This window comes from Shewanella sp. 10N.286.48.B5 (assembly GCF_002874355.2).
Classification (GTDB): Bacteria; Pseudomonadota; Gammaproteobacteria; order Enterobacterales; family Shewanellaceae; genus Shewanella.
Map to the genome: position 1 here is coordinate 334,479 of NZ_MCVG02000003.1, position 23,637 is coordinate 358,115.

19 protein-coding genes are annotated in these 23,637 nt (G+C 42.7%); 10 read left to right on the top strand and 9 right to left on the bottom strand.

Annotated elements, in window-relative coordinates:
• Positions 1-73: 73 nt before the first annotated feature.
• From BCU57_RS18460 to pstB, 4 genes are all read left to right on the top strand, one after another.
• Positions 74-883 (top strand): phosphate ABC transporter substrate-binding protein, encoded by an 810-nt coding sequence (locus BCU57_RS18460; RefSeq protein ID WP_102439902.1) that lies wholly within the window; start codon positions 74-76, stop codon positions 881-883.
• 74 nt (positions 884-957) lie between these two features.
• Positions 958-1,869 (top strand): phosphate ABC transporter permease subunit PstC, encoded by a 912-nt coding sequence (gene pstC / locus BCU57_RS18465; protein WP_076541861.1) that lies wholly within the window; start codon positions 958-960, stop codon positions 1,867-1,869.
• The gene (pstA, locus tag BCU57_RS18470; RefSeq protein ID WP_076541860.1) at positions 1,869-2,732 is read left to right on the top strand and encodes a phosphate ABC transporter permease PstA; all 864 of its coding nucleotides are present in this window, start codon (positions 1,869-1,871) and stop codon (positions 2,730-2,732) included. The genes pstC and pstA overlap by 1 nt, the downstream gene beginning before the upstream one ends.
• Positions 2,733-2,744: 12 nt before the next feature.
• A complete protein-coding gene (gene pstB, locus BCU57_RS18475) occupies positions 2,745-3,494 on the top strand; it encodes a phosphate ABC transporter ATP-binding protein PstB (RefSeq protein ID WP_102439903.1) in 750 nt (249 codons plus the stop codon).
• A gap of 135 nt (positions 3,495-3,629) precedes the next feature.
• Here the strand turns inward: pstB and BCU57_RS18480 are convergent, their stop codons facing one another.
• Both BCU57_RS18480 and BCU57_RS18485 read right to left on the bottom strand, forming a co-directional pair.
• Positions 3,630-5,780: a heparinase II/III family protein gene (locus tag BCU57_RS18480; RefSeq protein WP_102475843.1), complete on the bottom strand. Its 2,151-nt coding sequence runs from the start codon at positions 5,778-5,780 to the stop codon at positions 3,630-3,632.
• Positions 5,781-5,784: 4 nt separating this feature from the next.
• Positions 5,785-7,920: a heparinase II/III family protein gene (locus tag BCU57_RS18485; protein WP_102439905.1), complete on the bottom strand. Its 2,136-nt coding sequence runs from the start codon at positions 7,918-7,920 to the stop codon at positions 5,785-5,787.
• 436 nt (positions 7,921-8,356) lie between these two features.
• On the opposite strand from BCU57_RS18485, the gene BCU57_RS18490 reads away from it, so the two are divergent.
• The 3 genes from BCU57_RS18490 to BCU57_RS18500 all read left to right on the top strand — a co-directional run bounded on the left by BCU57_RS18490 (position 8,357) and on the right by BCU57_RS18500 (position 10,351).
• Complete coding sequence (locus tag BCU57_RS18490; protein WP_102437243.1) at positions 8,357-8,689, top strand: cupin domain-containing protein; 333 nt, start codon at positions 8,357-8,359, stop codon at positions 8,687-8,689.
• A gap of 18 nt (positions 8,690-8,707) precedes the next feature.
• Positions 8,708-9,649, top strand: a complete 942-nt coding sequence (locus BCU57_RS18495) for a sugar kinase (RefSeq protein ID WP_102437245.1) — start codon at positions 8,708-8,710, stop codon at positions 9,647-9,649.
• 78 nt (positions 9,650-9,727) lie between these two features.
• The gene (locus BCU57_RS18500) at positions 9,728-10,351 is read left to right on the top strand and encodes a bifunctional 4-hydroxy-2-oxoglutarate aldolase/2-dehydro-3-deoxy-phosphogluconate aldolase (RefSeq protein ID WP_102437247.1); all 624 of its coding nucleotides are present in this window, start codon (positions 9,728-9,730) and stop codon (positions 10,349-10,351) included.
• Between the two features lie 256 nt (positions 10,352-10,607).
• On the opposite strand, the gene BCU57_RS18505 is transcribed toward BCU57_RS18500, so the two are convergent.
• The 6 genes from BCU57_RS18505 to BCU57_RS18530 form a co-directional block, all read right to left on the bottom strand.
• Entirely contained in the window at positions 10,608-11,318 is a 711-nt protein-coding gene (locus BCU57_RS18505) for a 3'-5' exonuclease (protein WP_102437249.1), read from the bottom strand.
• On the bottom strand, positions 11,319-13,184 hold the full coding sequence (locus BCU57_RS18510; protein WP_102437251.1) for a DUF294 nucleotidyltransferase-like domain-containing protein: 1,866 nt from the start codon (positions 13,182-13,184) through the stop codon (positions 11,319-11,321).
• 204 nt (positions 13,185-13,388) lie between these two features.
• Positions 13,389-14,105 carry a FadR/GntR family transcriptional regulator gene (locus tag BCU57_RS18515; protein ID WP_076541842.1) on the bottom strand — a complete coding sequence of 239 codons (717 nt, stop codon included), beginning with the start codon at positions 14,103-14,105 and terminating at the stop codon, positions 13,389-13,391.
• Between the two features lie 601 nt (positions 14,106-14,706).
• Positions 14,707-15,531, bottom strand: a complete 825-nt coding sequence (locus tag BCU57_RS18520) for a hypothetical protein (RefSeq protein WP_102436346.1) — start codon at positions 15,529-15,531, stop codon at positions 14,707-14,709.
• Positions 15,532-15,581: 50 nt separating this feature from the next.
• A complete protein-coding gene (locus BCU57_RS18525; RefSeq protein WP_102436348.1) occupies positions 15,582-17,201 on the bottom strand; it encodes a chondroitinase-B domain-containing protein in 1,620 nt (539 codons plus the stop codon).
• 50 nt (positions 17,202-17,251) lie between these two features.
• A complete protein-coding gene (locus BCU57_RS18530) occupies positions 17,252-18,811 on the bottom strand; it encodes a polysaccharide lyase 6 family protein (protein WP_102436350.1) in 1,560 nt (519 codons plus the stop codon).
• 284 nt (positions 18,812-19,095) lie between these two features.
• Here BCU57_RS18530 and BCU57_RS18535 point away from each other — a divergent pair, with 284 nt between their 5' ends.
• The 3 genes from BCU57_RS18535 (at position 19,096) to BCU57_RS18545 (ending at position 22,796) form a co-directional block, all read left to right on the top strand.
• Entirely contained in the window at positions 19,096-20,055 is a 960-nt protein-coding gene (locus tag BCU57_RS18535; RefSeq protein ID WP_102436352.1) for a polysaccharide lyase family 7 protein, read from the top strand.
• Between the two features lie 345 nt (positions 20,056-20,400).
• A complete protein-coding gene (locus tag BCU57_RS18540) occupies positions 20,401-21,651 on the top strand; it encodes an alginate lyase family protein (protein ID WP_102436462.1) in 1,251 nt (416 codons plus the stop codon).
• Positions 21,652-21,725: 74 nt separating this feature from the next.
• Complete coding sequence (locus BCU57_RS18545; protein WP_102436354.1) at positions 21,726-22,796, top strand: polysaccharide lyase family 7 protein; 1,071 nt, start codon at positions 21,726-21,728, stop codon at positions 22,794-22,796.
• Positions 22,797-22,966: 170 nt separating this feature from the next.
• Here the strand turns inward: BCU57_RS18545 and BCU57_RS18550 are convergent, their stop codons facing one another.
• A complete protein-coding gene (locus BCU57_RS18550) occupies positions 22,967-23,401 on the bottom strand; it encodes a hypothetical protein (protein ID WP_102436356.1) in 435 nt (144 codons plus the stop codon).
• Positions 23,402-23,637: the final 236 nt, after the last annotated feature.

The following is a 23,637-nucleotide window of genomic DNA, read 5'->3' on the forward strand; positions in this document are numbered from 1 at the left end:
CTTAAAAGAGAAGCGCCCTAATGTTGATATCCAAATGGATTAAACGAACTACCTATATTAAGTGGAACTTGTGATGAAAAAAGTGATTGGTTTACTAACAGCTGTTGGTTTAATGGCAGCACCTCTTGTTCAAGCTGGTACAGTTACAGTGTCTGGTTCAACCTCTGTTGCCCACGTTATGGAAGTGCTGGCAGAAAATTATCAAAATACGACAAACAAAAATGTTGAAGTACAGGGCACCGGCTCATCAGCAGGCATTCGCGCCGCTAAAGATGGCACCAGTATGATTGGTATGTCATCTCGTAATATCAAACCAAATGAATTAACGCCAAAAACAAAAGAAATTGTTATTGCTCGTGATGGTATTGCTGCTGCAGTAAATAAAGCAAACCCAGTTAAAGACCTGACTCAAGAACAAATTTCTAAAATCTACCGTGGCGAAATCAAAAACTGGAGCGAAGTTGGCGGCGAAGCACGTCCAATCGTTGTTGTTACTCGCGAAAATGGTTCAGGTACTCGTGGCGCATTTGAAGAAATCATGCAGCTACAACGTAAAGTTAATGGCCACACAGTAACTGCTATTACTCCTTCCGCTCAAGTCGGTAACGGTAACGGCATGATTAAAACCATCGTTGCTAACAACCCATACGCTATTGGTTATATTTCACTAGGTAGTGTTGATGATTCACTCAACGCATTATCAGTCAATGGTGTTGCAGCTACCGGTAGCAACATTGCCGCTGGCGACTATCAAATTGCCCGCCCTTTCATTGCGTTAATAAATGAAGACGCACCAGCAACAGCAAAATCATTTATTGAATTTATTATGTCTGCAGACGGTCAAGGTATCGTTGCAGAAGAAGGCTACATCCGCGTTCAGTAATTACTGATTGAATGCATGGCATAAGAAGGCCTAGACCTTCTTATGCTGCTTTTTGTTTATATAGAGGTTGTAACATGGAAACGGCTAGCAAAATAGACATGACGACAAAGGTGTCACTGTCTCCTGCCAAGAAAATTGATTGGGTTGAACTACTCTTTCACGGGTTATTTTTTCTCAGCGCCATGGTCGGCGTGGTATCGGTCATCACTATTGGCTGGTTCGTTTTCTATGAAGGATTACCCGCATTTAAAGAAGCGGGAGTGTTAAACCTCATTTTTGGTAAAGAATGGCTACCACCTGCGCTTTACGGTATCGCCGCCATGATTGTCGCCTCGCTTGCTTCAACCATGGGCGCGGTAATGATTGGCGTACCAGTCGCAATATTAACCGCAGTCTTCTTAGCGGAAATTGCCCCAAAGTGGCTCGCCAACATTGTTAGACCTGCTGTTGAGCTATTAGCGGGTATTCCGTCGGTGGTTTATGGCTTTTTCGGTTTGATTGTTATCGTGCCAGCTATTGAAAGCATTTTTAATATTCCTGCAGGTAACACTCTATTAGCGGGGATTATCGTGTTGGCGATTATGATTTTGCCAACCGTTATTACGATTTCAGAAACATCACTACGCGCACTCACCCCGACTTATAAAGAAGGTGCTTTAGCCTTAGGGGCATCGCACATTTACAGTATTTTTAACGTATTAATTCCTGCTGCTAAAAGCGGAATTTATACCGGTGTGGCTTTAGGTGTCGCCCGCGCCATTGGTGAAACCATGGCCATTATCATGGTGATGGGTAATGCTCCTGCTATGCCAGGTTCACTACTTGAACCTGCACGTTCATTAACGGCTAACATCGCTATGGAAATGTCTTATGCAACCGGCATCCACTCAAGTGCTTTATACGCTACAGGCATTGTATTACTGGCCTTTATCGTTTGTTTAAATGCTGGACTACTTTATCTAAACCGTAAAAGAGGGCATGCATAATGACTCAAGTATCAAACAAGCAATCCCGAGTGTTTAAAGACAAGGCTGCACTGGCAGGCGTTTGGGCATCTGCAGCGCTCACCATAGTATTTTTACTTTGGGTCGTGTGGCACATTTTATCTAACGGCTTAAGCCATGTCAGTTGGGAGTTTATTACCAGTAGCTACACACGCATTGGCGAAGCATCAGGTATTTGGGCGATGATTGTATCAACCGTTTATATGGTTGGATTGTCACTGGGTATCGCAGCGCCACTGGGGATTATGACCGCTATTTACTTAACCGAATACGCCAAACCAGGCAGTAAATTGGTTGAAGTGATCCGTTTTTGTATTGAATCATTAGCCGGTATACCATCGATTGTTTACGGTCTGTTTGGTATGACCTTCTTTGTGACAGTACTGGGCCTTGGGTTCTCTATCCTTGCTGGCGCACTGACACTGTCAATGCTGATTTTACCTGTAATTATTCGTACCACTGAAGAAGCGTTAATGGCGGTACCTATGAGCTACCGTGAAGGGGGTTATGCACTGGGCAGTTCAAAGATTTATACCATTTGGCGCCTCATTTTACCTAACGCATTACCGGGTATTGTGACCTCAATTATTTTGAGTACAGGCCGGGTGATTGGTGAGTCGGCACCGGTATTTTTAACCGCGGGCATGGTGACACAAATTCCTGAATCAGTATTAGATTCTGGCCGCACCTTAACCGTGCATTTATATAAACTCACCCAAGAATTATTTACTCAACATGAGTGGGACCAGGCCTATGCCACAGCCACCATCTTGATTGTATTAGTGCTAGTACTCAATCTAGCCACCAAAATTATCGCAGCTCGATTTGATAAACATTCACATTAAGGCAATTTAAAAATGAACAAGCTTGAAGTCAATAATCTCAACCTTTTCTACGGCGAAAACCAAGCGCTGAAGAATATTTCATTGCCTATTCCTGCTAAACAGGTCACGGCGTTAATTGGCCCGTCAGGTTGTGGTAAATCAACCTTATTGCGCACCTTAAACCGCATGAACGACTTAGTGGCAGGGGTAAAAATTGATGGTGATGTGTTATTTGAAGGCGAAAACATATATTCAGACATTGATGTAAAACAACTGCGGATGCGCGTGGGGATGGTATTTCAAAAACCCAACCCATTCCCAATGAGTATTTATGACAATGTTGCCTTTGGCCTAAAAGCGCAAGGCGAAAAAGACAAGTCAGTGATTGATAAAACCGTAGAGGAGTCTCTGCGTGGTGCAGCATTATGGGATGAAGTGAAAGAACGCCTTCATAGTCCAGCACTTGGTTTATCAGGCGGTCAGCAGCAACGTTTGTGTATTGCCCGTGCCATTGCTATGCAACCTGAAGTGATTTTGATGGACGAGCCAACCAGTGCGCTTGATCCTATCGCCACCCATAAAATTGAAGAGTTAATGGACGAGCTACGTAAAAAGTTCACCATTGTAATTGTGACTCACTCAATGAATCAGGCAAAACGGATTTCAGATAAAACCGCCTTCTTCTGGATGGGCGAGTTAGTTGAACATGCAGATACCGCCACCTTATTCCAACATCCTGTTGATAGCCGCACTCAAGGTTATGTTAGCGGTGAATTTGGTTAAGCAGTCTACTAAATAGTTTATCCAAGCCTGCTTATACTGCCCGCTAAAGACAAAAAGCCCGAGACTAACATGGTTAGCTCGGGCTTTTTTGATTGGTAATAAATAAGACTGCTTATTAGGCAGCCTTATTGGCCATTAACCAATATGCACTTCACCTTTCCAGCTTACTGTTTTACCAGCAATTTCAAGGCTTGTGTGGCTGTCTGCATTGACATCAGCTTTGTTTGATACAAACACATTAACCTCTTGGCCTGACACCAGCGTCAGTTTCACAGCTGATGCATCAGCTGTGTGAGTGAGTACTTCAACCTTGCTCACTTGACCGCGAGCATCAGTGCTCGCTTCAATCGCTTCATTGAAATAGCCATGGGTTTCATAGACGTTAGCAAATAAATGCGTCTTGCCTTGCTGACGTAACAGCATTACCGGCTCGCTGCGTAAGTTAAAATCAGGATCATTGGCGCCAGTACGGGCAAAAATGACTTCACTGTCTTGGGTTGCGCTGCTCACCATTGAATAGTAGCTGCTGCCCATTAACCAGCTTACCAAGCTGCCTTGCTGATCAACCTTGCCTGAAGCAATGTTCCACAAGTGCTGATAACCTGATTTTTCACCGACAGGCTTAAGCTTAGACGCCGTTTGGTACTCAAAATCAGTACGGATAATTTGACCGCTGTGATGCATTACATAATCATAGGTATGCTGCTCGTCACTGGTTAAGCGGAATAAATCCAATACGATTGGCTTAGCAATGCCGGCAACTTCGAACATCACTACTGTGCGTTGTTGATCAACCCCTGGGTAGTAGCCACGTACAAATGCACTCATGGCTTGCATGTTGTTATCACCTGCCACAAAGAAGTGCGGTTCACCCCAACGTGCTTCAGCAGTGGCGGTGTCACCTTGGTTTTGACTGGTTTCATCAACCACAACTGTATTGTGAGCAACAGTTTGCTTGCAGTAGCTTTTGTTTTCAGGAATATAACGACCGCCAAATTTTGGCTCAACGTTAACCCAACGGCCAAAGCCATAATCGTGAGTCACTTCTTGACCGTGATTAAACAGGCTGAGGTGTAAACCATCAAAATGACCGTGATCTAATGCTGAATGCAATTTATGGTCACTACCGTGTTGGCCGTACCATAGTAGCGCCATGCTATCGTCAGCTTTAACATCACGATGACGTAAAATTGAAATACCGCCGCGCTCTCCTTGTGGGCCGTCAGTGAGTTGTAAACTACCCCAGTTAAAACCGGCGAGTTTTTCAGAGTTTGCTACACCGTCAGATAATGCGGCACCTGAACCATGTACCCAAACCTTATCTTGATGCACAGCCATTGATTTAAGGTTGTCATCTTGGGAGTAACGCTTAAAGCACACGCTAGTGGCAATCAGTACCCCTTCGTCTTTAATGTCCATGGTTTTAGATGAATCATTAAGGGCTGGCAACACACCATTAGGGAACGCGGTAGACATCACGGCGTAAGTGGTGGTTTTAATCACTTGATCTTTCAAGTTATAGATATCGATTTCAGGCTGACGACGTTGAATAGTCTCAGCAAATAAGTAAATCGGTCTAAGCGAGAAACGGTGATAATACGGACCTTCCATATAGTAACCATCTGGCGAGAACAGTTGCGTAAGCTGAGCAATAAAGCCACCTGATACGCTGTCACCCGCTAAGCCATAAAGTGCTTTATCAACACTGGCTTGGTCGTTAATGGCGTAACCACAAATACCCACACCCGCCACAGCCCAAAGGCCATGGTTATGGACGATGTCAAAATCGTGGGCATAAGTATCAACAAACAAGTCAATCATAGGACGGAATAAGTCGTTTTCGATTAATTGTTGTTCGTCAGTGGTTAACTCATGACGAATACACGAATAAGCACAAGATGCATACAGCATCCACATGTTTTCATTCAGTGTCTGATGGAAAATACGCCCTGGTGGGTTTGAGTCACGGCTAGTGTTCAGCTCAAAGCTGGTATACACCTTAGCGTACTCAACCAACATGGTTTTAGCGTAATCAAGGTAGCGCTTATCTTGAGTGATCAAGAATAAACGCCCTGCTAAATCCAGGTGGATGTAGTTTTGCTTGTGGCGGTTATGCTCATAACCGCCCGCTTCACCGTGGCCAGGAATTTCAATGCCGACAGGTAGATAAGCTTCTAGAGCTGCCACTTCAGTAGCAATAGAGCGGCCCATTAAGCTGTCTGTATTTAGATGAGTACGTAACTCGGCAGCTTCTTCAAAGCTCATTAATAATGGTTGGTAACTCATGGTATTAACCTCTTACTTCAACAGCAAAGTAACCCTGCCATTGGAAATCTTGATTGTTAAATGTCACGCTAGTTTTGCTCTCGTCAGTCACGCCAACTTGGTTACTGACCATCACAATGATTGAGTAATCTTTAGCGATAATTTCGATGACCGATCCCTGCTCATTGGTGCCAATAACCTTAACCTCGGTAATTTGGCCGCGGGCTTCAGTACTGGCTTCAATGGCTTCATTAAAGTAACCATGAGTCTCAAGTACGTTGGCAAATAGCGTGTCTTTTGCATTGCGACGTAATACTAAGCCTGGCTCGCTGCGTAAGTTAAATGATGGGTCATTGGCGCCGCTGCGAGTAAAGATAACTTCGTCTTCTTCGCTTGATGCCGTAAGCCAAGTATAATAGCTGCTACCTTGTAACCAGCTCACTAAAGTGGTGTCTTTTGCTTTACCTTGACCAACATTCCAAAGATGTTGATAACCAAAATCATCACCTAGCGTCGATAACTCGGCGTGAGTTTGATAATCAAAGTTTGTCCGCACGATTTGACCATCGTAATGCAGTGCGTAGTCATATTGATGCGCCACCTCACTGGTTAAACGGTATAAATCAACCAAGATGGGTTGTGCTAAACGCTCGTCGTTTATCATGAGCAAGCTACGTTGCTGATCAACCCCTTCATAGAAGTCACGACAAAATGCACTCACACCTTGAATTTCTTTATCATCACCGCTAAAGAAGTGTGGTTCACCGTGGCGGCTATCAGCTAATTTAACGTCAAAGTTGTTTTGACACTTTTGATCTACCGCTACCGCATTATGGGCAATAGTTTGGCGAGCATAAGATTTGTTTTCATCTAAGTAACGACCACCAAATTTTGGCTCCACGTTAACCCAGCGACCAAAGCCGTATTCACGTAATACTTCTTGGCCATTGTTAAAGAAGCTCACTCCTAAGGTATCAAAGTGACCATGGCCCATGCCGTGTTGACCGTAGTTCATCACTAACTGGCTCACATCGCCTTTATTACTTTGCATACGTAAAAATGCCTGCGCGCCACGATCACCATTTGGGCCTTCGTTTAGCTCAACACTGGCCCAGCAAGGGTTTAAAGCAGCTTCATTGTTATCAAAAGCGCTTGAAAGTGCTTGGCCACAAGCATTAACCCACACTGTATCTTGAATCTGCGCCATGCCTAAGATGTCATCATCAATACCATAGTGTTTCGCGTATAAGCTCAGCGCCACAATCACACCCGCATCGCAAATATCCATGGTCAGTGAAGCATCATTTAATGCAGGGAATACCCCATTTGGATAAGCTGTTGCCAGCATTGCTTTAACGGTTTTACCAATGACTTGACCGTTAAAGTTAAAGATATCTAGCTCAGGACGGTGACGGTGAATCGCCTCAGCAAACAAACATAGTGGACGAATGGCATAACGATGATAGTAAGGACCTTCCATGTAGTAGCCAGAAGGAGCAAACAACTTACTGATTTGCGCTAAATAACCACCTTCAATGTCATCACCTTTAAGACCGTGAATAGACATTTCAACATATTCAGGCTTATCGATGGCTAAACCACACATGGCAACAGCTGCTACAGCCCAGATGCCGTGGTTATGGATGCGGTCAAAATCGAATGCATACTTATCAGTAAACATATCTAACATTGGCTGGAATAAACCATCGATAATGGTTTGCTGCTGCTCAGCAGATAACCAATGGCGAATACAGCTATAACCTAAGCTAGAATAAAGCAGGAAGACATGTTCATTGAGGATTTGATGAAACAAACGACCCGGTGGGTTAGTGTTCAATTGCTCATGATAATCAAGCTTCAAATACTTATCTGCATAAGCAAGTAACAGGTCAGCTGTATACTGAGCGTACTTGTCTTCACCTGTTACCAGAAACAAACGTCCTGCTTGGTTAATATATTGATAGTTTTGTTTGTGACGATTATGTGCATAACCACCCGCTTCACTATGGCCAGGGACTTCAACCCCTAACGCCATAAACGCGTCAGTATCTTCAATTAACTTGGTTAAGCTTTTACCCATTAGGCTATCTTTACCTAATTCATTGGCGATTGATGTGATTTCCGACTGTTCAAAAAGTACCGCTTTAATGGCTTGCGACATATTAACCTCAAACTAAAAGTGCTCATCTGAATCTAAAATAATACAAATAAACAAAAATTTCAGCATATATAAACTAATAATAGACTTGGATCACTGACTATTAGTTTTAGTTTTCACTATCAACTGTGCTTATTAAAATAATGAATAAATTACATAATTTATTTTTAACCCGATAAATCAATCAGATAGATGTATGACCTGTAAAATAATATAAAACAAATACGAAGCCGATCACAGTTACGGTAGATTTGTATTACAAATAAAAGTATTTTACTAGTACACTTAGATCATACTAAACAAGGTGGCGTTCGATTAACGTACAAATTGAGCGGCAACTTTAGCCAAGATAAATAGTCGATACCACAAAGTTCAATCAAGCACTAAGGCCTGATGAATATAGCTTACTTGCTGCTATCGACAATAAAAGGAGATTGTAATGAACGCATTTTATGAAGACGACAAAACCGCTTGGGAAGACCTAGGTGATGGTTTGAGCCGCAAAATAATTGGTTATACTCCTGATTTAATGGCTGTATTTGTAAAATTTGATAAAGGTGCCATCGGCCACCCGCATACTCACGACATTCACGATCAAATTGGTTATGTGGCTGCAGGCAGCTTTGAAGCTGAAATCGATGGTGTTAAAAAAGTGCTTAAAGCTGGCGATGCTTATATTGCGCCTAAAATGGTGATGCATGGTGCCGTCGCGTTAGAGCAAGACAGCATTTTAATTGATATGTTCAATCCTGCTCGTCAAGATTTTCTATAAAGCCAAATAGGAGCTGATATGTCTATGTTAAAGGTCGGTATCATTGGCGAATGCATGATTGAACTGCAACAACGTGATGGCGAACTTGTCCAAAGCTTCGGTGGTGACACCCTGAATACTGCGGTGTATTTATCTCGATTAACTCAAGATAAAAATATGACCATCAGCTACTTCAGTGCCTTAGGTCAAGACCCCTTCAGCCAAAACATGCTTAAAAGCTGGCAACAAGAAGGCATAGATACCCAGCACGTTCAAATTATGTCTGAAAAGCTGCCAGGTTTATACGCTATCGAAGTCGATGACGAAGGTGAGCGAAGCTTCCATTACTGGCGTAATGATGCCGCGGCAAAATTCTGGTTAGAACACGCTTCAGCAACACTGCTAACAACGATCAGTCAATACGATGTGTTGTACTTATCAGGTATTAGCTTGGCGATTTTAACCCCTAAAAGCCGAGCAATACTGTTCGACGTCCTGCAAAAGTGTAAAGACAATGGCGGCAAGATTATTTTTGATAATAACTTCCGTCCCAGATTGTGGCAGTCACATCAACAGGCCCAAGAAAGCTATCTTAAAATGTTGGCCCTAACCGATATTGGCTTACTCACGTTTGAAGACGAACAAGCCTTGTTTGGTGACACGCAACTGGCGACCTGTATCGATCGCAGCCTCAGTGCAGGCATGAGCGAAGTAGTCATTAAGCGCGGTGCAGAAGAGTGCCTCATCGTCACCAAAGACGGCCAAGTTAGTGTGCCAGCCACCTTAGTAGAAACTGTGGTTGATACCACCTCAGCGGGCGATTCATTTGCTGCTGGGTATTTGTCACAACGTTTACTGGGCGCAAGCCAACAACAGTCAGCGCTTACCGGTCATGCATTAGCAAGTGAAGTGATCCAGCACAAAGGTGCCATCATTGATATCAGCGTAATGCCAGCAATACCAATGGCCTTTGATTCATAGCGCTAAGTATTTTCTGCAACAGTTTTAGGTAATCCATTTGGGCGAATTACCGCTAGTTATTATTCAAAAGGAAACAATATGAGCACGCTAAACGAAAGACTAAAACAGCTAAAAGTTATCCCGGTCATTGCCATAAAAAATGCCGATGATGCGGTGAAACTCAGCCAAGTTTTAGTTGAAAATGGTATGCCTTGTGCGGAAATTACCTTCCGTACTCCAGCAGCGGCTCAAGCCATTAAGAATATGCGCGCAGCTTACCCTGATATGTTAATTGGTGCGGGCACGGTATTAAATTCAGCAACGGTAGATGCGGCTATTGATGCAGGCGTGGATTTCATTGTTAGCCCAGGTTTTAACCCAAGCACGGTTAAATACTGTCAGCAACGCGGTATGCCGATTATCCCTGGTGTAAACAACCCATCATTAGTTGAGCAAGCAATGGAAATGGGTTTAGACACAGTTAAGTTTTTCCCAGCAGAGCCTTCTGGCGGCATATCAATGCTAAAAGCATTAACCGCTGTTTACCCAGTAACAATCATGCCTACTGGTGGCGTTTCACCAAAAAACATCAATGACTACTTAGCTGTTGATGCTGTGGTTGCCTGTGGTGGAACTTGGATGGTGCCAGCGAATTTAGTTGATAATCAGCAATGGGATGAAATTGGCCGTTTAGTTCGTGAAGCGGTAGCTGCACTAAACTAATACCTGTGGTGAATATTATGAGTTGCTGCAAATGAGCAAGTTGCAGCGCTTATTAAAAGATTAACAGAAAGACCAAATCATCATTTTAAATCCGATATAAAAGCTAGTGCAGAAACTAGCGAAAACCTAATCCCCATGCTCAAATAATAATAAAAAAATCATACTCCCACTCCGGTGGTATTCTTTCCCCAATATGGATATTGGGGATTTTTCGCTTTATGCCTGCAGCTAACTAAACCACGATAAAACCACAACGTTAAGGGCGATAGACCTGCTTAATCTCTCCTGTTTGATTGCCAAATAATTTCGTGCATAAGGCCAAATAAAGCTCTGCGGTAGCCACTGCATCAACCGAGGCACTATGACCATGGTATTCAGGTAAACCGTAACGCTGTCGTATCGATATCAGTCGATAATCACCATCTTGTTGACTAGCTTTGTTCAAGGTCATCGACTTTTCAATCGCTAAGGTATCAAGCCACAACAGTGGCATGGGTGGTAGCTGATATTTTTTCATCAAATAATGATCAATAAACTGCTGCTCAACTTGCTTACCATGCACTAACAGTAACTTACCCTGCATCTGCCGAAACAGATGCTCCATCACAATATCCAACTTCTGCGCCCGATTAACCATCTGCGGCATAATGTGGTTTATCACCGCGGTTTCTGGCCTCACCACACCTTTAATATAGGTATGGCCGACACTGGCTAAGTCAATTCGCTTGCCACGCATAGTAACGTAACCAACACTCAAAATATGATCTTGCTTAGCATCCAAACCACTGGTTTCAATGTCTAGCGATAAATAGGTGAGTTCAGTGACCTTAGCTCCAAGCTCTGGCAACGGCTGGGTTAATAACGCCAATAAAAAATCCGGTAATTGCGGATGCGCAGCAATATAATCCTGCCTGGCTTTATTGAGTCGCGTTAGTGGGTGAAAGTGGTTTAGCCATTTTTTTATCATTTAATTACCACTAAAGCGAAGCTTGGCCGCATCCTGAAGGTTACTGATAATTCTAAAAGCATCTTTTAAATGTTTACGCTCAAATGAGCTGATCGAGCTCGGCTCCATGTGATTATTGGGTTTTTGCCCCTGACGCAATGCCGATAGTTGATGGTTATAACGCACTTGAGTCACAAAATAGAAGGCCTCAATAATATCTTTAAAGTCATCTTCATGGAGTAGATTTTGATTCACGGCATACTCAAAACGATGTCGAGTCCCTGACTCTGAACACCCCACAGCTAACCCATAAATACGTGCTAAATCGACAATTAAATTCAAGGCATACTTTTTAATATTAAGCACCTTAGTGTTATTACCGCTTTTTTCTACCACCAATTTATTAAAAATCCCTAAAGGTGGCTGCACTCGAACGGCATCAGTAACCAGCGAATGCAAAAACTGATGATCTTGGGCAATTAATTGATGTAAGTGCTGCTGCAGTTCAGCGGAAAAATTAGCATTGCCATGTAAGCTTCGCACCTCTAAAAATACGCTGACATTCATCAGCATGCCATATTGGGGATTGCTGACCCACTTGCGGTAAAACTGTTTCCATACAGATAAGGTCTGACACCATTTAGGGTTCGATGCCATGTAATGACCGGTACAGGTGGGATAGCCGCAACCATCCAAGCCTTGATTAACGAATTCACTAAGCTTAATAAAGTAAACTTTATCTTCTTCTGTCGCACTGTCATCCATAATAATGGCGCTATCTTGATCTGACAGCATATGAATTTCATTGCGGGCGTGGGAGCCTGCAACCACCCAATTGTAATCACAAGGTGGTGCGCCAAATTGCTCTTCGGCCATTTGAATTAAGCGGCGATTATAGGCATCCATGATCATCGACATCACTTGGCCGATAATTTCGGCGCTTACCTTGCCATCAACTAGGGCCTCAAAAATCGCTTGCCGCTCTGAAGTTAACTCTGCCAACCCTGCTGTAGTCTCGGTGTATTTGACTTTCTCAATTAAGAAAATCGCCTGCATCCGATGTTTTTGCACCAAGTGCGACGAGGTTAGTAACCCCAAAACTTCATTGCCACGTACCACAGGTAAGCTGCGAATACCCGACTGCATCATTAAAGATGCCGCTTTTAAAATTAAATCATCAGGGCCAATGGTAATAGCAGGCGTAGTCATTACCGTATGAATAGGCAAACTAATATCAAGGCCATCTGCAATGACTCGCTTGGTCATATCTCGGTCGGTAATAAGGCCAACAATGTTAGCGTCTTTTTTGATAACTGCGGTTGAGGTGCGGCAGGTATCACGCATTTCTTTGGCGACATCTTGAATGCTCATATCAATATCAACCACTGCAGCATGACCACTGGCCACTTCAGAAACTTTCTTTAAAAATAGGCCTTTCTCTTTATTGGACCACACCACATTTAAGGCCGAACGTAAGCGCAGTTGCGCCGCTGAGGAGATACTTTCACTAAACTGTTGATGTTGGGCGGTCAGTTTAAGCAGTTTTGAATGAGGAATTAAATACAGCAAGGTGTTTTCGATGGCGGTCGCGGTATAACCATCGAGGATATTCTTTAGGGGCTCTAAAAAGGTAAACCCGAATAAGTCTTCAGGGCCCATTTTTGAACGCAACACCCCGTCAGGCTTACGCTGCTCCATGGAGCCGGTACGAATAATATATAAATATTTTTCATTCGAACCGTCGCTGAATTGGATCTGCTCACCACGGCCAAGGTAGGTAATACTAATGCAGCTGGCAACATCTTTTAAAACGTCCCCTGACAGTTGATCAAACGGGTCAATTTGCCCAATAAAATCAACAATATTAGGAATTAGCGATTCATCCATTATCTTCTCTCAATCAGCGACGGGTAGATACCAAGGTCAAAAACCTTGGCATTTGTATGATTTAATATTAACGCATTTTGAGGAATAAAACGTTAACCAGACAGCAATCTTCTGCGAAAAACTGCTACTTTTTAACTTATAGAACAGCTCACAAAAAAAGGCCAACCTGTCAGTAACAAGTTGGCCTTTTTTAGCGATTAAAGCTTACTGCTGAATCGCTTCTAATTCTTGGTCACTTTGATTTAGCAACTCTTCACTGGCTTGACGAGCCTTTTCTGCATTACCCGCCATAATCGCTTCGTAAATTAAACGATGCTCTTCAATACAGGTAGTGCCACGCTTTGAGGCATGGTGGAAGAAGCTCTTAAACATGGTGGTCAACACATTGGCAAACGGTAAAAAGAAGCTGTTACCAGTCGAAATAAAGATTAACCGATGAAACTCTAAATCGGCATCGACCCAACCTTCATGGTCAAACCCTTTAGAAATTCGATCCATTTCTTGAAATAGTGCGGATAACTGCATCCGCTGCTCAACCGTGGCATTGCGGGCGGCGCAAGCACAGGCTTCAGGCTCTATCGCTTTACGCAGCGATAAAAACTCTTGATAGAGATGCTCGGTTTTTTCCATGTCAATGAGCCAGTCAAGTAATTGAGAATCAAGATAATTCCAATACTCTTGCATTCGCACTCGGGTACCGACTTTGGGCTTAGACTCCAACAAACCTTTAGAGGTCAATAGCTTAATCGCTTCTCGCAATGCGGTACGGCTGACACCAAACTGAGTACAAAGGTCCATTTCCCCAGGGATAATCTCACCCTGTGGCAAATCACCAGAAATAATACTACGAGCCATTTCACATGCCACTTGCACATGTAAGCTGCGTTTTTCGCCACCAATTGGTGTAAATTTTGTGCTCATGTAGTAATACCCACCTATGATTTACACATTAATTAATACAAAAGACATAATAACTTGTATCACAAAGATACAAAGCAAAGGAGCCTTGCTGATAAGCAGAGGTTTAACAATGGCAATTGATAACCACAACATTTTAGCTAAGTTAGGCCTTGACGCAAATATTAAAGTCAGCAGTATAAAATATTTTTACTCTATATATTAGATGATTAGCAAGTAATAACAGTGAAATCTATTACACTTGTCAGCCAATAAAGTTTGTTAAACTATGTCTTTTACAATGAACTATAACGCCGACTGATACTCTTTTAACTAGTATATGGCATCGTTTAACATTCACCAGTTTTAGACCAGTAATAATATTAATGTAATTATAATAACCTTAATTGAAGATTAATACTTAATCCTTGTTCATAGTTAATACTGACAAGCTCACAAAAATCAAAAATAATCTTTATTTCAGTGTTAAGGGTAAAAAAAATGCTGCCTGTCACCAAGGACAAAGCAGCATTTCAAGTCAGACTTCTTGTTAATTAATCACTAAAAACCAAGGAATTAGATAAAATCCCAATAGTTATTTATTCATTAAATTAACAGCTAAACATTAGAAGCTGTATTTATAACCAAGCTCGATAGCGTTATCACGCTTACCGTACCAATCGTAACCACTGTTTTCTACCATATGGCTGTCTTTAAGCATCTCAGTTTTCAGCTTAAATTTACCGTATACTGTGTGCTTTTTCGCATGTGGGAAACGGTAGTTCGCGGTAAACTCGTGCTCAAATAAACTGCGATCACCATTACTGTATACATGCTGCTCTACACCACTGTCGTTCTTGTATGATGAGATTTTGCTATAGTGGATCAAGTTATAAACAAAGCGGAAGTTATCCCAACGGTACGTCAGCCACATGTCGTAACGCATTTCTTTGTTTTTGTCATCGCGGTAGTAGCTATCGGCCGGATCATCTTTTAGTGAGATACGGTCAAGGTGCTGACTATAACGTGCACGCACTTTTACCTGCCAATCGCTATTAATTTTATAACCATAGTAACCACCAAATCGGATACTGTTGGCAGTTTCTTTGGTTTGATAATCTAATACTGGGCCCGCCTGGTGCTCGTTATTATCGCCCCAACGCGTTTGATAATCTGTTTTGAATGTCAACTCGTACTGCTCAGGGGCAAAACCCACTTCTTTTTCAGACTTGCTGCGATCATATTGCCACGCTTGTTCAACACCAAACTTAAAGCCGTTGCGCATACGATGGCCAAACTCGACTTTAGGGCGGTCGGTACGACCATCAAGCAGTTTATGTTCCCATTTAATGGCAATGGTACTTTTACCAGGGCGTAGATTATCATCATCTTCTGCTGCAGCGTTAAAGCTTAAGGCACCTAAAACAGCAATTGCTAAATACTTTTTCATTCTGATATTCCTAATTATTTTTTTAATCAAATCCAGTTAATAACGCGAGCTTATTCAGCTGACTCTGGGCCAACCTCTGCTTCAGTAAGGATCACTAAGCCTGTTGCGCCTTTACCAGCAACATTACCTTCTGGAGTTGCAAGGAATAATTTTGAATCTTCAGCAGATTCTGTTAATTCAGCAGTGCCATTACCTAAGTTTTCACGCTCTCCTGTCACTTCTTCGTAGTTACCATTGCTTGATAACGTGGTTACCGCAAACATGTTGCCAGACCAAGTAGAACCTTCACCAAGTAAGCAGTCATCACGTACACCCTTGTCACTAGAATCAACACCGTCAACACCGTTTGCCACTAGGTTGTCGGTAAGATTAACCACTGAGTCATCGGTACATGCACCAGATTTACCAAAGATGAAACCTTGTTTGGCACTCACAATCGTGTTGTTAGCAACTGTTGATGGGGCTTTGAGCGTTACGCCAGCATCGATTTCTTCATCTAGTACTGAAATAGCGCCCACTTCATTACCGGTTTTAGAACGGCTATTGTTGTAGACATAGTTATTAGTCACTGTGTGGCCTTTAGAGATAATACGAATACCCGCTTCGTACTTACCATCATCTTCACCTGAGCCATCGTTGATCATAATATTGCTAGCTACAGTGTTGTTTTCACCACCTTCTAATGACACAAAGCCATTGCTGCTAATAAAAGTGTTATTTTCAATAGTGTTACTACTTAAACGCACATAGATCATCCGGCGTGATGCATTTACGTCAGTAAATAGATTGTCGCTGATGAGTGTATTGGTCACATAGTCTGTTTTAGATGAGCTTGAAGTGCCTAAACGAATCGCAAACACGTCATTGGTGCCGCTAAAAGGGTTATCAAGGGCTAAGTTGCTGAAATGGTTGTGACTAATAACCACATCTTTATGTGATGAACTCGTACCTTGAACAGTAATGAAAGAGCCTTCTTCTGTCGGTTTGTTAGTAAAGGCGTTATAGATGATTTGAGTGCCTTCACCGCGCACCATAATCCAATCTAATGGATCATCCTGGCCATTTGATGCAAGGTTTTCACCATCAATGGTCAGTTGTGATAACACCACGCCAGCAGGCTTACTCTCAACGGTTTCATAAGCCTCACCCATTGATGATGAAGTACCTACGTTGATTAGGGTGGTGGTTGAACTGTCTTTACAGATTGGAGTAACGTCTTTAAAAGTAATGTTACGTAACTGAATGTTATCAGCAGAGATAACCACACAACCTTCGCCACCTGTAATTTGTGCCGCCGCGCCATATTCAGAGCCTTCTAGGCCATCATAAGTCGGTTCACCACCTAATAATACTAATGGGGTTTCACTGTCTAAGACTAAATTGCTTAAACCGCTAAAGCTGGCAGTATTATCTAATAAGATAACGATTTGACCATCTTCATTAACGTCAGTCGCGCCGTCAATAGCCGCTTTAAGAGTGCTCAAATCAGCATCACTAAATACCAAATCAGGGACTAAATCGCCTACCGGTTCAATTGGGTCGGTTGGATCTGTTGGATCAGTAGGGTCTGTTGGATCTTCAGTTATCGGCTTATCATAAAAATCACAGGCAGATAGCGTTGTTACAGCGAAAACAGCACTAATAAATAACGATAATTTATTAAGTTTCATACAACTTCCTTTTTTCTAAGTTTATTATTTTAATCGAATTCTTTTTTGCATTACTTTTGGATTGTGTAACTGGCACCAACATCTGCCATGGTCAGTACTTTTAAGCCCTTCGCGCCCACATCTAAATCTGCCGCTTCAAGCAAACCATTCGGTGCAACAATAAGCTTTGGCTCAGCAGTGCTAATACCTTCTGCTGGTAGATTCACGGCTTGAATAGGACCAAAATAGACTTCGTTGTTATAGGTAGGGTTAACCAGCTTAGCTACTTCATCATTACCTTTTAGGGCTAAAGACTTTTTCACTGCTGCGTAAGATAAGTTGTTATTAAAGGTCATATCGACACCAGCAAATACCGTCGATACTTTTTGATTGTCATAGAGGCTTACGCGGTGTTTTTTGTCTGAATATAAGACGTTTTGACGCGAGTTAATAACAGTGTTGTTTTCGATTAACACCTTGTTTGGCGTCGCTTGTTTGTTTAAGCCTTTACCTTTGACGTCTTGGCTTAATCGCTCACCTTGTTGCACATCGGTAATGCCGGTATTAATGGCGATGCCACCACGGACATTGCCGGTACCCATGACTCGCTCAATGTAGTTGTTACGAATAATATGGCCTTCGTCATATAAGCGAATACCACCTGAGTAACGTTTGCCATTACCAAGGATGACATTGTCTTCAACCACATTGTTGATACCGTGACGCAATGACACCATTGAAGCGCTGTTAATAATGGTGTTACCACGTAGCACGTTGCCAGCTGACTTAAATGACACTAACTCTGTTTCACCATCACACTCGTAAAATAGGTTACCTTCAATGGTGGTTTTTGATGGATAGATTGAGCTTTTTGAATCGCCGACACGAATGGCTTCCCAGCTATTTGAGTTGTAACGGATCGCATCGCTAATATCGAACTCTTCATACTGGTTATGCTTTTGGTCATAAAACAAATTACCTTTAATGACATGGTTATCTGCAGTTTCGTCACCTTTAGCTTTCTGAATACCTATCAAGGTGCCGCGTTTATGCTTACCTTCGAAGGTGTTGTTCAATAATTGATTGTTTTTGCCGTAAAGCGATAACCATAAATACTTTGGATATTCATCACGCTTAGAATCTGGCTGATAAGCGTATTTATCATTGAAGAAGTAAAACATCGAGTTTTGTAGAGTGTTGTTATTACCGCGGAAAGTGATGCCGCCCATACGCTCAGCAGGGCCACCTTCGGTAAAGACCACACCATCGAGGGTAATATTGTTACCCACAAGGTTTAGCTGCACTAAGCCGGTAAACCAAGTTTGCCCTGGTACTTTTGCTTTAATAACAACGTTACTCGCGGTGATATCGAGACGACCTAAATCAGCATATTTGCCCGGTTCAAGAATTAACTCTTCCCCATCAGCAAGTGAAGCCAGCTTGCTTTTTAACGCTGCGCTATCAATGGCCTTGATTGAGCCTGAAGTAATCACTGCTTTTTCGTGAGCAACAATATTGTCTATTGCGACCTTATTAGTCTGTGTACCCTCATCAACTTTTGAATAATTTTCGGTGGCACATCCGCCCAGTAAACTTAACGTAACTAAACCTGCAATTAAGCTAATCTTCATTAAACCGTCCCCCTTATTTGTATTATGTTATTGTTTTATTTTTGTCGCATCATATCTGTGATATTGCGCAAACTTTTTTAAACTTTTTTATTATCAAAAGTGCAACAATCAAAATTAAACCATATAAACTATAAAAAACAGCAACTTAAAAAACTTGACCATTTAAGTCAAAAAACGTTAATCTTGTTTTTTGACGCGGGTCACATTTATGGTTCGGATAATAGCAATCAAAAAGCACTGGATCTATTGTATTATTTATTAATTAGAGGGGATTTGGATAAAAAATGACTAAAAAGACATCAGTGCCGCTTTTAACCAGTGTTATTTTTATGCTAATTGCTTGCGGAGGTGGCAGTTCAGAAACGGTTCCGCCTGAAGAAACGGTTCCGCCCGAAGAAACGGTTCCGCCTGAAGAATGTGAAAGTTGCAGTTGGAACATAGATCAATGGAAACTCACCCTACCTGTGAGTAAAGATGATTACTACGGCACGGGTGGCGACTCTGCCGCAGAGCTAATTCCAGCTGATTGTAGCGGTAAAACTCGACTATCAAACGACACCAACGAACCCTACTTCTGGGTTGATGACAGTGATGAGCGCATGTATTTTCAGGTCAACTTAGGTGATAGTGGCGCGACTACCATCAATTCATCTTATGTACGTTCAGAATTAAGAGAGCTATATCACTATCAAACCCAAGACCCTTGCAGTAGCAGCAATCAAAACTGGGCTATAAATCAACAACATCAACTATCAAGCAGCCTGCGCATAGAGCAATACCCACAGATAAATGGCCAAGATCCTAAAGTGATTGTCGGCCAAATCCACGCTTATCAAATAAAACAAGCACTGGTTAAACTGCAATGGGATGGACCAAACAAACCAATCCGCGCCATTTTGAACGATAGCTTTGCCCCTAATAACGACAGCTGTGATAGCTGCCAGTCGTTCAGTGTTGAACTAGGCACAGTGGATGCCGGTACTCAGTGGCACTATGACATTGTGGCCAACCAGCAAGGATTAACAATCACCACTGAGATCAATAATACCACCACAGCAAGAACCCTAGCTTGGGGCGAGCCTGTACTGGCAAAAGACGGTAAGTATTACAGCTTAACAGAAGCTTGGTTAGAGGAGACTTACTACTTCAAAGCTGGAATTTATCCGCAAATCCAACCTGACGAAGACTACCAAAATCAGATTTTTGAAGTGTCATTTGACAAGATCACAATCCAGCACCAGTAGCGTTAAACGTAAATGGCAGCCGTAATATAAGGCTGCCATTAACTTATAAGCGTTAATTCCATTCAGCCCAAACGCCGCATTAATGTATGACAAATTTACAATAAGGGTTAGCAGCACTATTTACTATAAACCTTATATAAGCAGTGGCTGACGCCATATAAGACTACACTCAAACCATTAATTAAAAACCAAATAAACCTAAGTTAGTAGCAAATGGCGCAATAGTTTGCCATTAACACAATACAATAAGATCTGGATCACAGCATCGAAACCGCTAGACAACTACCCTATTTGTATTATTTAATCTTTATAACAAATTCTATGAAGGATGATATTGTGACCCAAATGACCCTACGCCCAATTGCACTACTTATAAGTGCATTAGCACTCAGTCACCAAGTACAAGCCGCCGATTTTGTGTTCTTAAATGAAGATGTTTTGCAGCAAAATCGCACCATCCTTCAAAGCAAAGATGCTAGCGCCTCAATGAAGCAAGCTTATGAACGCTTGCTTGAAGAAGCCGACATCGCCATGAAACAAGCACCTTTTAGTGTGGCTGAAAAAGGCATGACTCCACCAAGTGGCGACAAACATGATTACATGAGTATCAGCCCTTATTGGTGGCCAGATGAAACCAAAGCTGATGGTTTGCCGTGGTTCCGCCACGATGGCAAAACCAACCCAGCCTCAAAAACCACAGAAACTGACTCTAGACGCATTGGCAACTTTACCCGCTCAACCCGCGCGGTCGCCTTAGCGTATTACTTTAGCCAAGATGAAGCCTATGCCAAAAAAGGCATCGAATTTGTGCGTACATGGTTCTTGAATGAAGCCACTAAAATGAACCCTAACGTCAATTACGGTCAAGGGGTTCCCGGCAGAGCAGAAGGACGTCGAGGCGGTATTATTGATACCCGCACCCTTGCCGACAGAATGCTAGATGCCATTGCTATTTTGTCGCAATCAAAGCATTGGACTGAACAAGATGAGCAGCAAATTAAGCAGTGGTACAGCGAGTACTTAGATTGGCTAATTGTTGATGATCTGTCTGGCGGCCCTAAAGGTGAGGCGGCAGCGGCTAATAACCATGGCACTTGGTATGACTTCCAAGTGGCCAGCATCGCTTACTTTATTGGTAATGATCACCTGACTAAACAGATGGTGCAAAAAGGAAAAATGCGGGTTGATACCCAGTTTGAAGCTGACGGCTCACAACCACATGAGATTGAGCGTACTCGTGCCTACCATTACCACTATTTCAGTATTGTGCCATTAGTGGGCATTGCTGAACTCGGTGAAAAAGTCGGGGTTGATTTGTGGAACTATGAAAACGACAAAGGCGGCTCGATGGCTCAAGGTATCCAGTTAATGGCCAACTACCATGATCCCGCAGTGAAATGGCCTTACTCACAAAAAGATGACCGTCGCCGCGTTGAGCGCATGACTAGCATCTACTTAAAAGCCGGTGAGTCACTGAATAAACCTGAGTGGATAAAGCTTGCCAAAGACACCGACTTTAGCCAGTTCAGCGTTAAAAAGAACTTAGCCGAAGTGTGGGAGCAGCGTGACATTGAGCTGCTTTATCACAAGCAATAATCATTAATAAAATCCTAACACCCAGTCGCAAACGCTACTGGGTGTGTTATTTATAGTGTCAAACAGGAGGCAAGATGCCACACCGTTTAATAAAAACTACCATTGCTACAGCGATGACAATAGGGCTTTGTTCAAGCGCCTATGCCGCCACAGACTTAGCCACTCAGCAGCAAGCCTACAAAGCCAAACTCAGCCAAGCATTAAGCCCGACGCTGGCACCTGCGCAAAATTTTGATTTATCGCAAATGAAAATCAATCTGCCTATTCCTGATCATCGCCCTGCGCGCCAAGGTCAAGTAATGGAAATTGAAGTGGATGAACTTAACGATAGCGTGCGCCCGTACACTAACCACTTTTGGTTTTACAGCCACCCTGAAACTGGCGCCATGGTAATGGCATCACCTAACACAGCACCCACTACTAAAAACAGCGCTAATGCCCGCTCTGAACTGCGGATCATGCTCAATGGTGAAGGGACCAAGGTCAACCCCAAGCACCCAAGCAATAACTTTGTCATTGATACTCACCCTAACAAGCAAGCTTATGGCGCTATCGGCGGCCAGTTAAGTGCCACCGTTGCGGTTGATTGGGTTAGTGTTAGTGGCGATGACAGTAAATTCCCATCCCACTCGGTGGTGGTTGGCCAAATTCATGGATCAAGTAAAGTTGAACCACTTAAAATTTACTACCGCAAAATGCCAAACCATGAATATGGTTCACTGTTTTGGAACTATGAAGTTTACCCAGCAGATATAGACCAACGCTACGATATCCCTATTCCAATTTGGGGCAGCGATACGTTAACCAAGCAAAGTGACGACCCTGTTGATGGCATCAAGCTAGGGGAGCTATTTAGCTATGACGTCAATGTTGTCGGCAGCTTGATGACGCTAACCTTTGTCAAAAATCCTGGTACCGATGCCGCCCAAACCAAGGTATTTAAAACCGATTTAAGTCAGCCTTACCCAGGTCACCCCATTGACCAAGGTTATGGCAGCGACAACATGTACTTTAAAGCCGGTGCTTATAACCAATGTAATCAAGGTACTGCGCACCCAGTTTGGGGCACGGGATGCACTAACAACGGCGTCGCCGCAGGAGATTACACCCAAGTGAGTTTTTATAAGCTGAACTTGAAACAGTAGTGTTGTGGGTCATTTAAGTCAGTAACTAAGCCAGCTACAAGCCAAAAAAAGCCAGCGACAAGCTGGCTTTCTTTGGCTAAAAATAACACTCATTAGCTAGCATTTATCGTTAATTTCGAGCTTGAGATCTTGATTTTTTAAACTGCAAACGAAGTTTGATAACTAAAAACCTATCGCCATAACCTTATTGTGCCCAGCAGGTAATAAGCACCGAAAATACAACAAATGACAGAACTGACAACCCAAAATGTTAGCGAGTTTTGGTGCACCAGGGGATCGGATGTGAAAAACGGTACAATTAACCCTGCAATACCGCGCACTAAATACACTGCGGAGATTAAGACTAAGCAGGTTTTTAATAGAGGAAGCTTGAAGATAACCCCTGCGCCAGATAGGGCGTAAAAGCCCCAGCCCGCTAGAATAGCAGCGATGATAAGCGTGACTATCGTTGGGTATGAGTCACCAGCTGCAGCCATCTGCGCCATCCCCTCTCCAGCACCGAAAAAACGGTACCAATCCGGCCCGCCGAAAATACAGCCGATGTGTAATAACGCAGCGAAAAAGCTTAAGTACGCAGCAACAATAAGTAAATTATTTCTTTGCATCTAAATCCCTTTAGAACATAACGTTTATAGCCAGCCAATGACTGTACATTCAGCAAAGCTATTGATTAATAAGTACTCTAGCAAATCAAAATCGAAATCGAAATAACGAGTAGGCTTAATGGCCAACACTCACTTCTAATTACAACGTTAATCTTTTTAAATCAGCAAACCAAGTTTGAAATACTCAATTTCCCATTGGCAAATAGCCAAAAAAAAACCACCTAGATAACTAGGTG

Bases quoted from the DNA above. Each gene is read 5' to 3' on its own strand.
- BCU57_RS18460 (WP_102439902.1), top strand. From the start codon at position 74: ATGAAAAAAGTGATTGGTTTACTAACAGCTGTTGGTTTAATGGCAGCA.
- pstC (WP_076541861.1), top strand. From the start codon at position 958: ATGGAAACGGCTAGCAAAATAGACATGACGACAAAGGTGTCACTGTCT.
- pstA (WP_076541860.1), top strand. From the start codon at position 1,869: ATGACTCAAGTATCAAACAAGCAATCCCGAGTGTTTAAAGACAAGGCT.
- pstB (WP_102439903.1), top strand. From the start codon at position 2,745: ATGAACAAGCTTGAAGTCAATAATCTCAACCTTTTCTACGGCGAAAAC.
- BCU57_RS18480 (WP_102475843.1), bottom strand. From the start codon at position 5,780: ATGAGTTACCAACCATTATTAATGAGCTTTGAAGAAGCTGCCGAGTTA.
- BCU57_RS18485 (WP_102439905.1), bottom strand. From the start codon at position 7,920: ATGTCGCAAGCCATTAAAGCGGTACTTTTTGAACAGTCGGAAATCACA.
- BCU57_RS18490 (WP_102437243.1), top strand. From the start codon at position 8,357: ATGAACGCATTTTATGAAGACGACAAAACCGCTTGGGAAGACCTAGGT.
- BCU57_RS18495 (WP_102437245.1), top strand. From the start codon at position 8,708: ATGTCTATGTTAAAGGTCGGTATCATTGGCGAATGCATGATTGAACTG.
- BCU57_RS18500 (WP_102437247.1), top strand. From the start codon at position 9,728: ATGAGCACGCTAAACGAAAGACTAAAACAGCTAAAAGTTATCCCGGTC.
- BCU57_RS18505 (WP_102437249.1), bottom strand. From the start codon at position 11,318: ATGATAAAAAAATGGCTAAACCACTTTCACCCACTAACGCGACTCAAT.
- BCU57_RS18510 (WP_102437251.1), bottom strand. From the start codon at position 13,184: ATGGATGAATCGCTAATTCCTAATATTGTTGATTTTATTGGGCAAATT.
- BCU57_RS18515 (WP_076541842.1), bottom strand. From the start codon at position 14,105: ATGAGCACAAAATTTACACCAATTGGTGGCGAAAAACGCAGCTTACAT.
- BCU57_RS18520 (WP_102436346.1), bottom strand. From the start codon at position 15,531: ATGAAAAAGTATTTAGCAATTGCTGTTTTAGGTGCCTTAAGCTTTAAC.
- BCU57_RS18525 (WP_102436348.1), bottom strand. From the start codon at position 17,201: ATGAAACTTAATAAATTATCGTTATTTATTAGTGCTGTTTTCGCTGTA.
- BCU57_RS18530 (WP_102436350.1), bottom strand. From the start codon at position 18,811: ATGAAGATTAGCTTAATTGCAGGTTTAGTTACGTTAAGTTTACTGGGC.
- BCU57_RS18535 (WP_102436352.1), top strand. From the start codon at position 19,096: ATGACTAAAAAGACATCAGTGCCGCTTTTAACCAGTGTTATTTTTATG.
- BCU57_RS18540 (WP_102436462.1), top strand. From the start codon at position 20,401: ATGACCCTACGCCCAATTGCACTACTTATAAGTGCATTAGCACTCAGT.
- BCU57_RS18545 (WP_102436354.1), top strand. From the start codon at position 21,726: ATGCCACACCGTTTAATAAAAACTACCATTGCTACAGCGATGACAATA.
- BCU57_RS18550 (WP_102436356.1), bottom strand. From the start codon at position 23,401: ATGCAAAGAAATAATTTACTTATTGTTGCTGCGTACTTAAGCTTTTTC.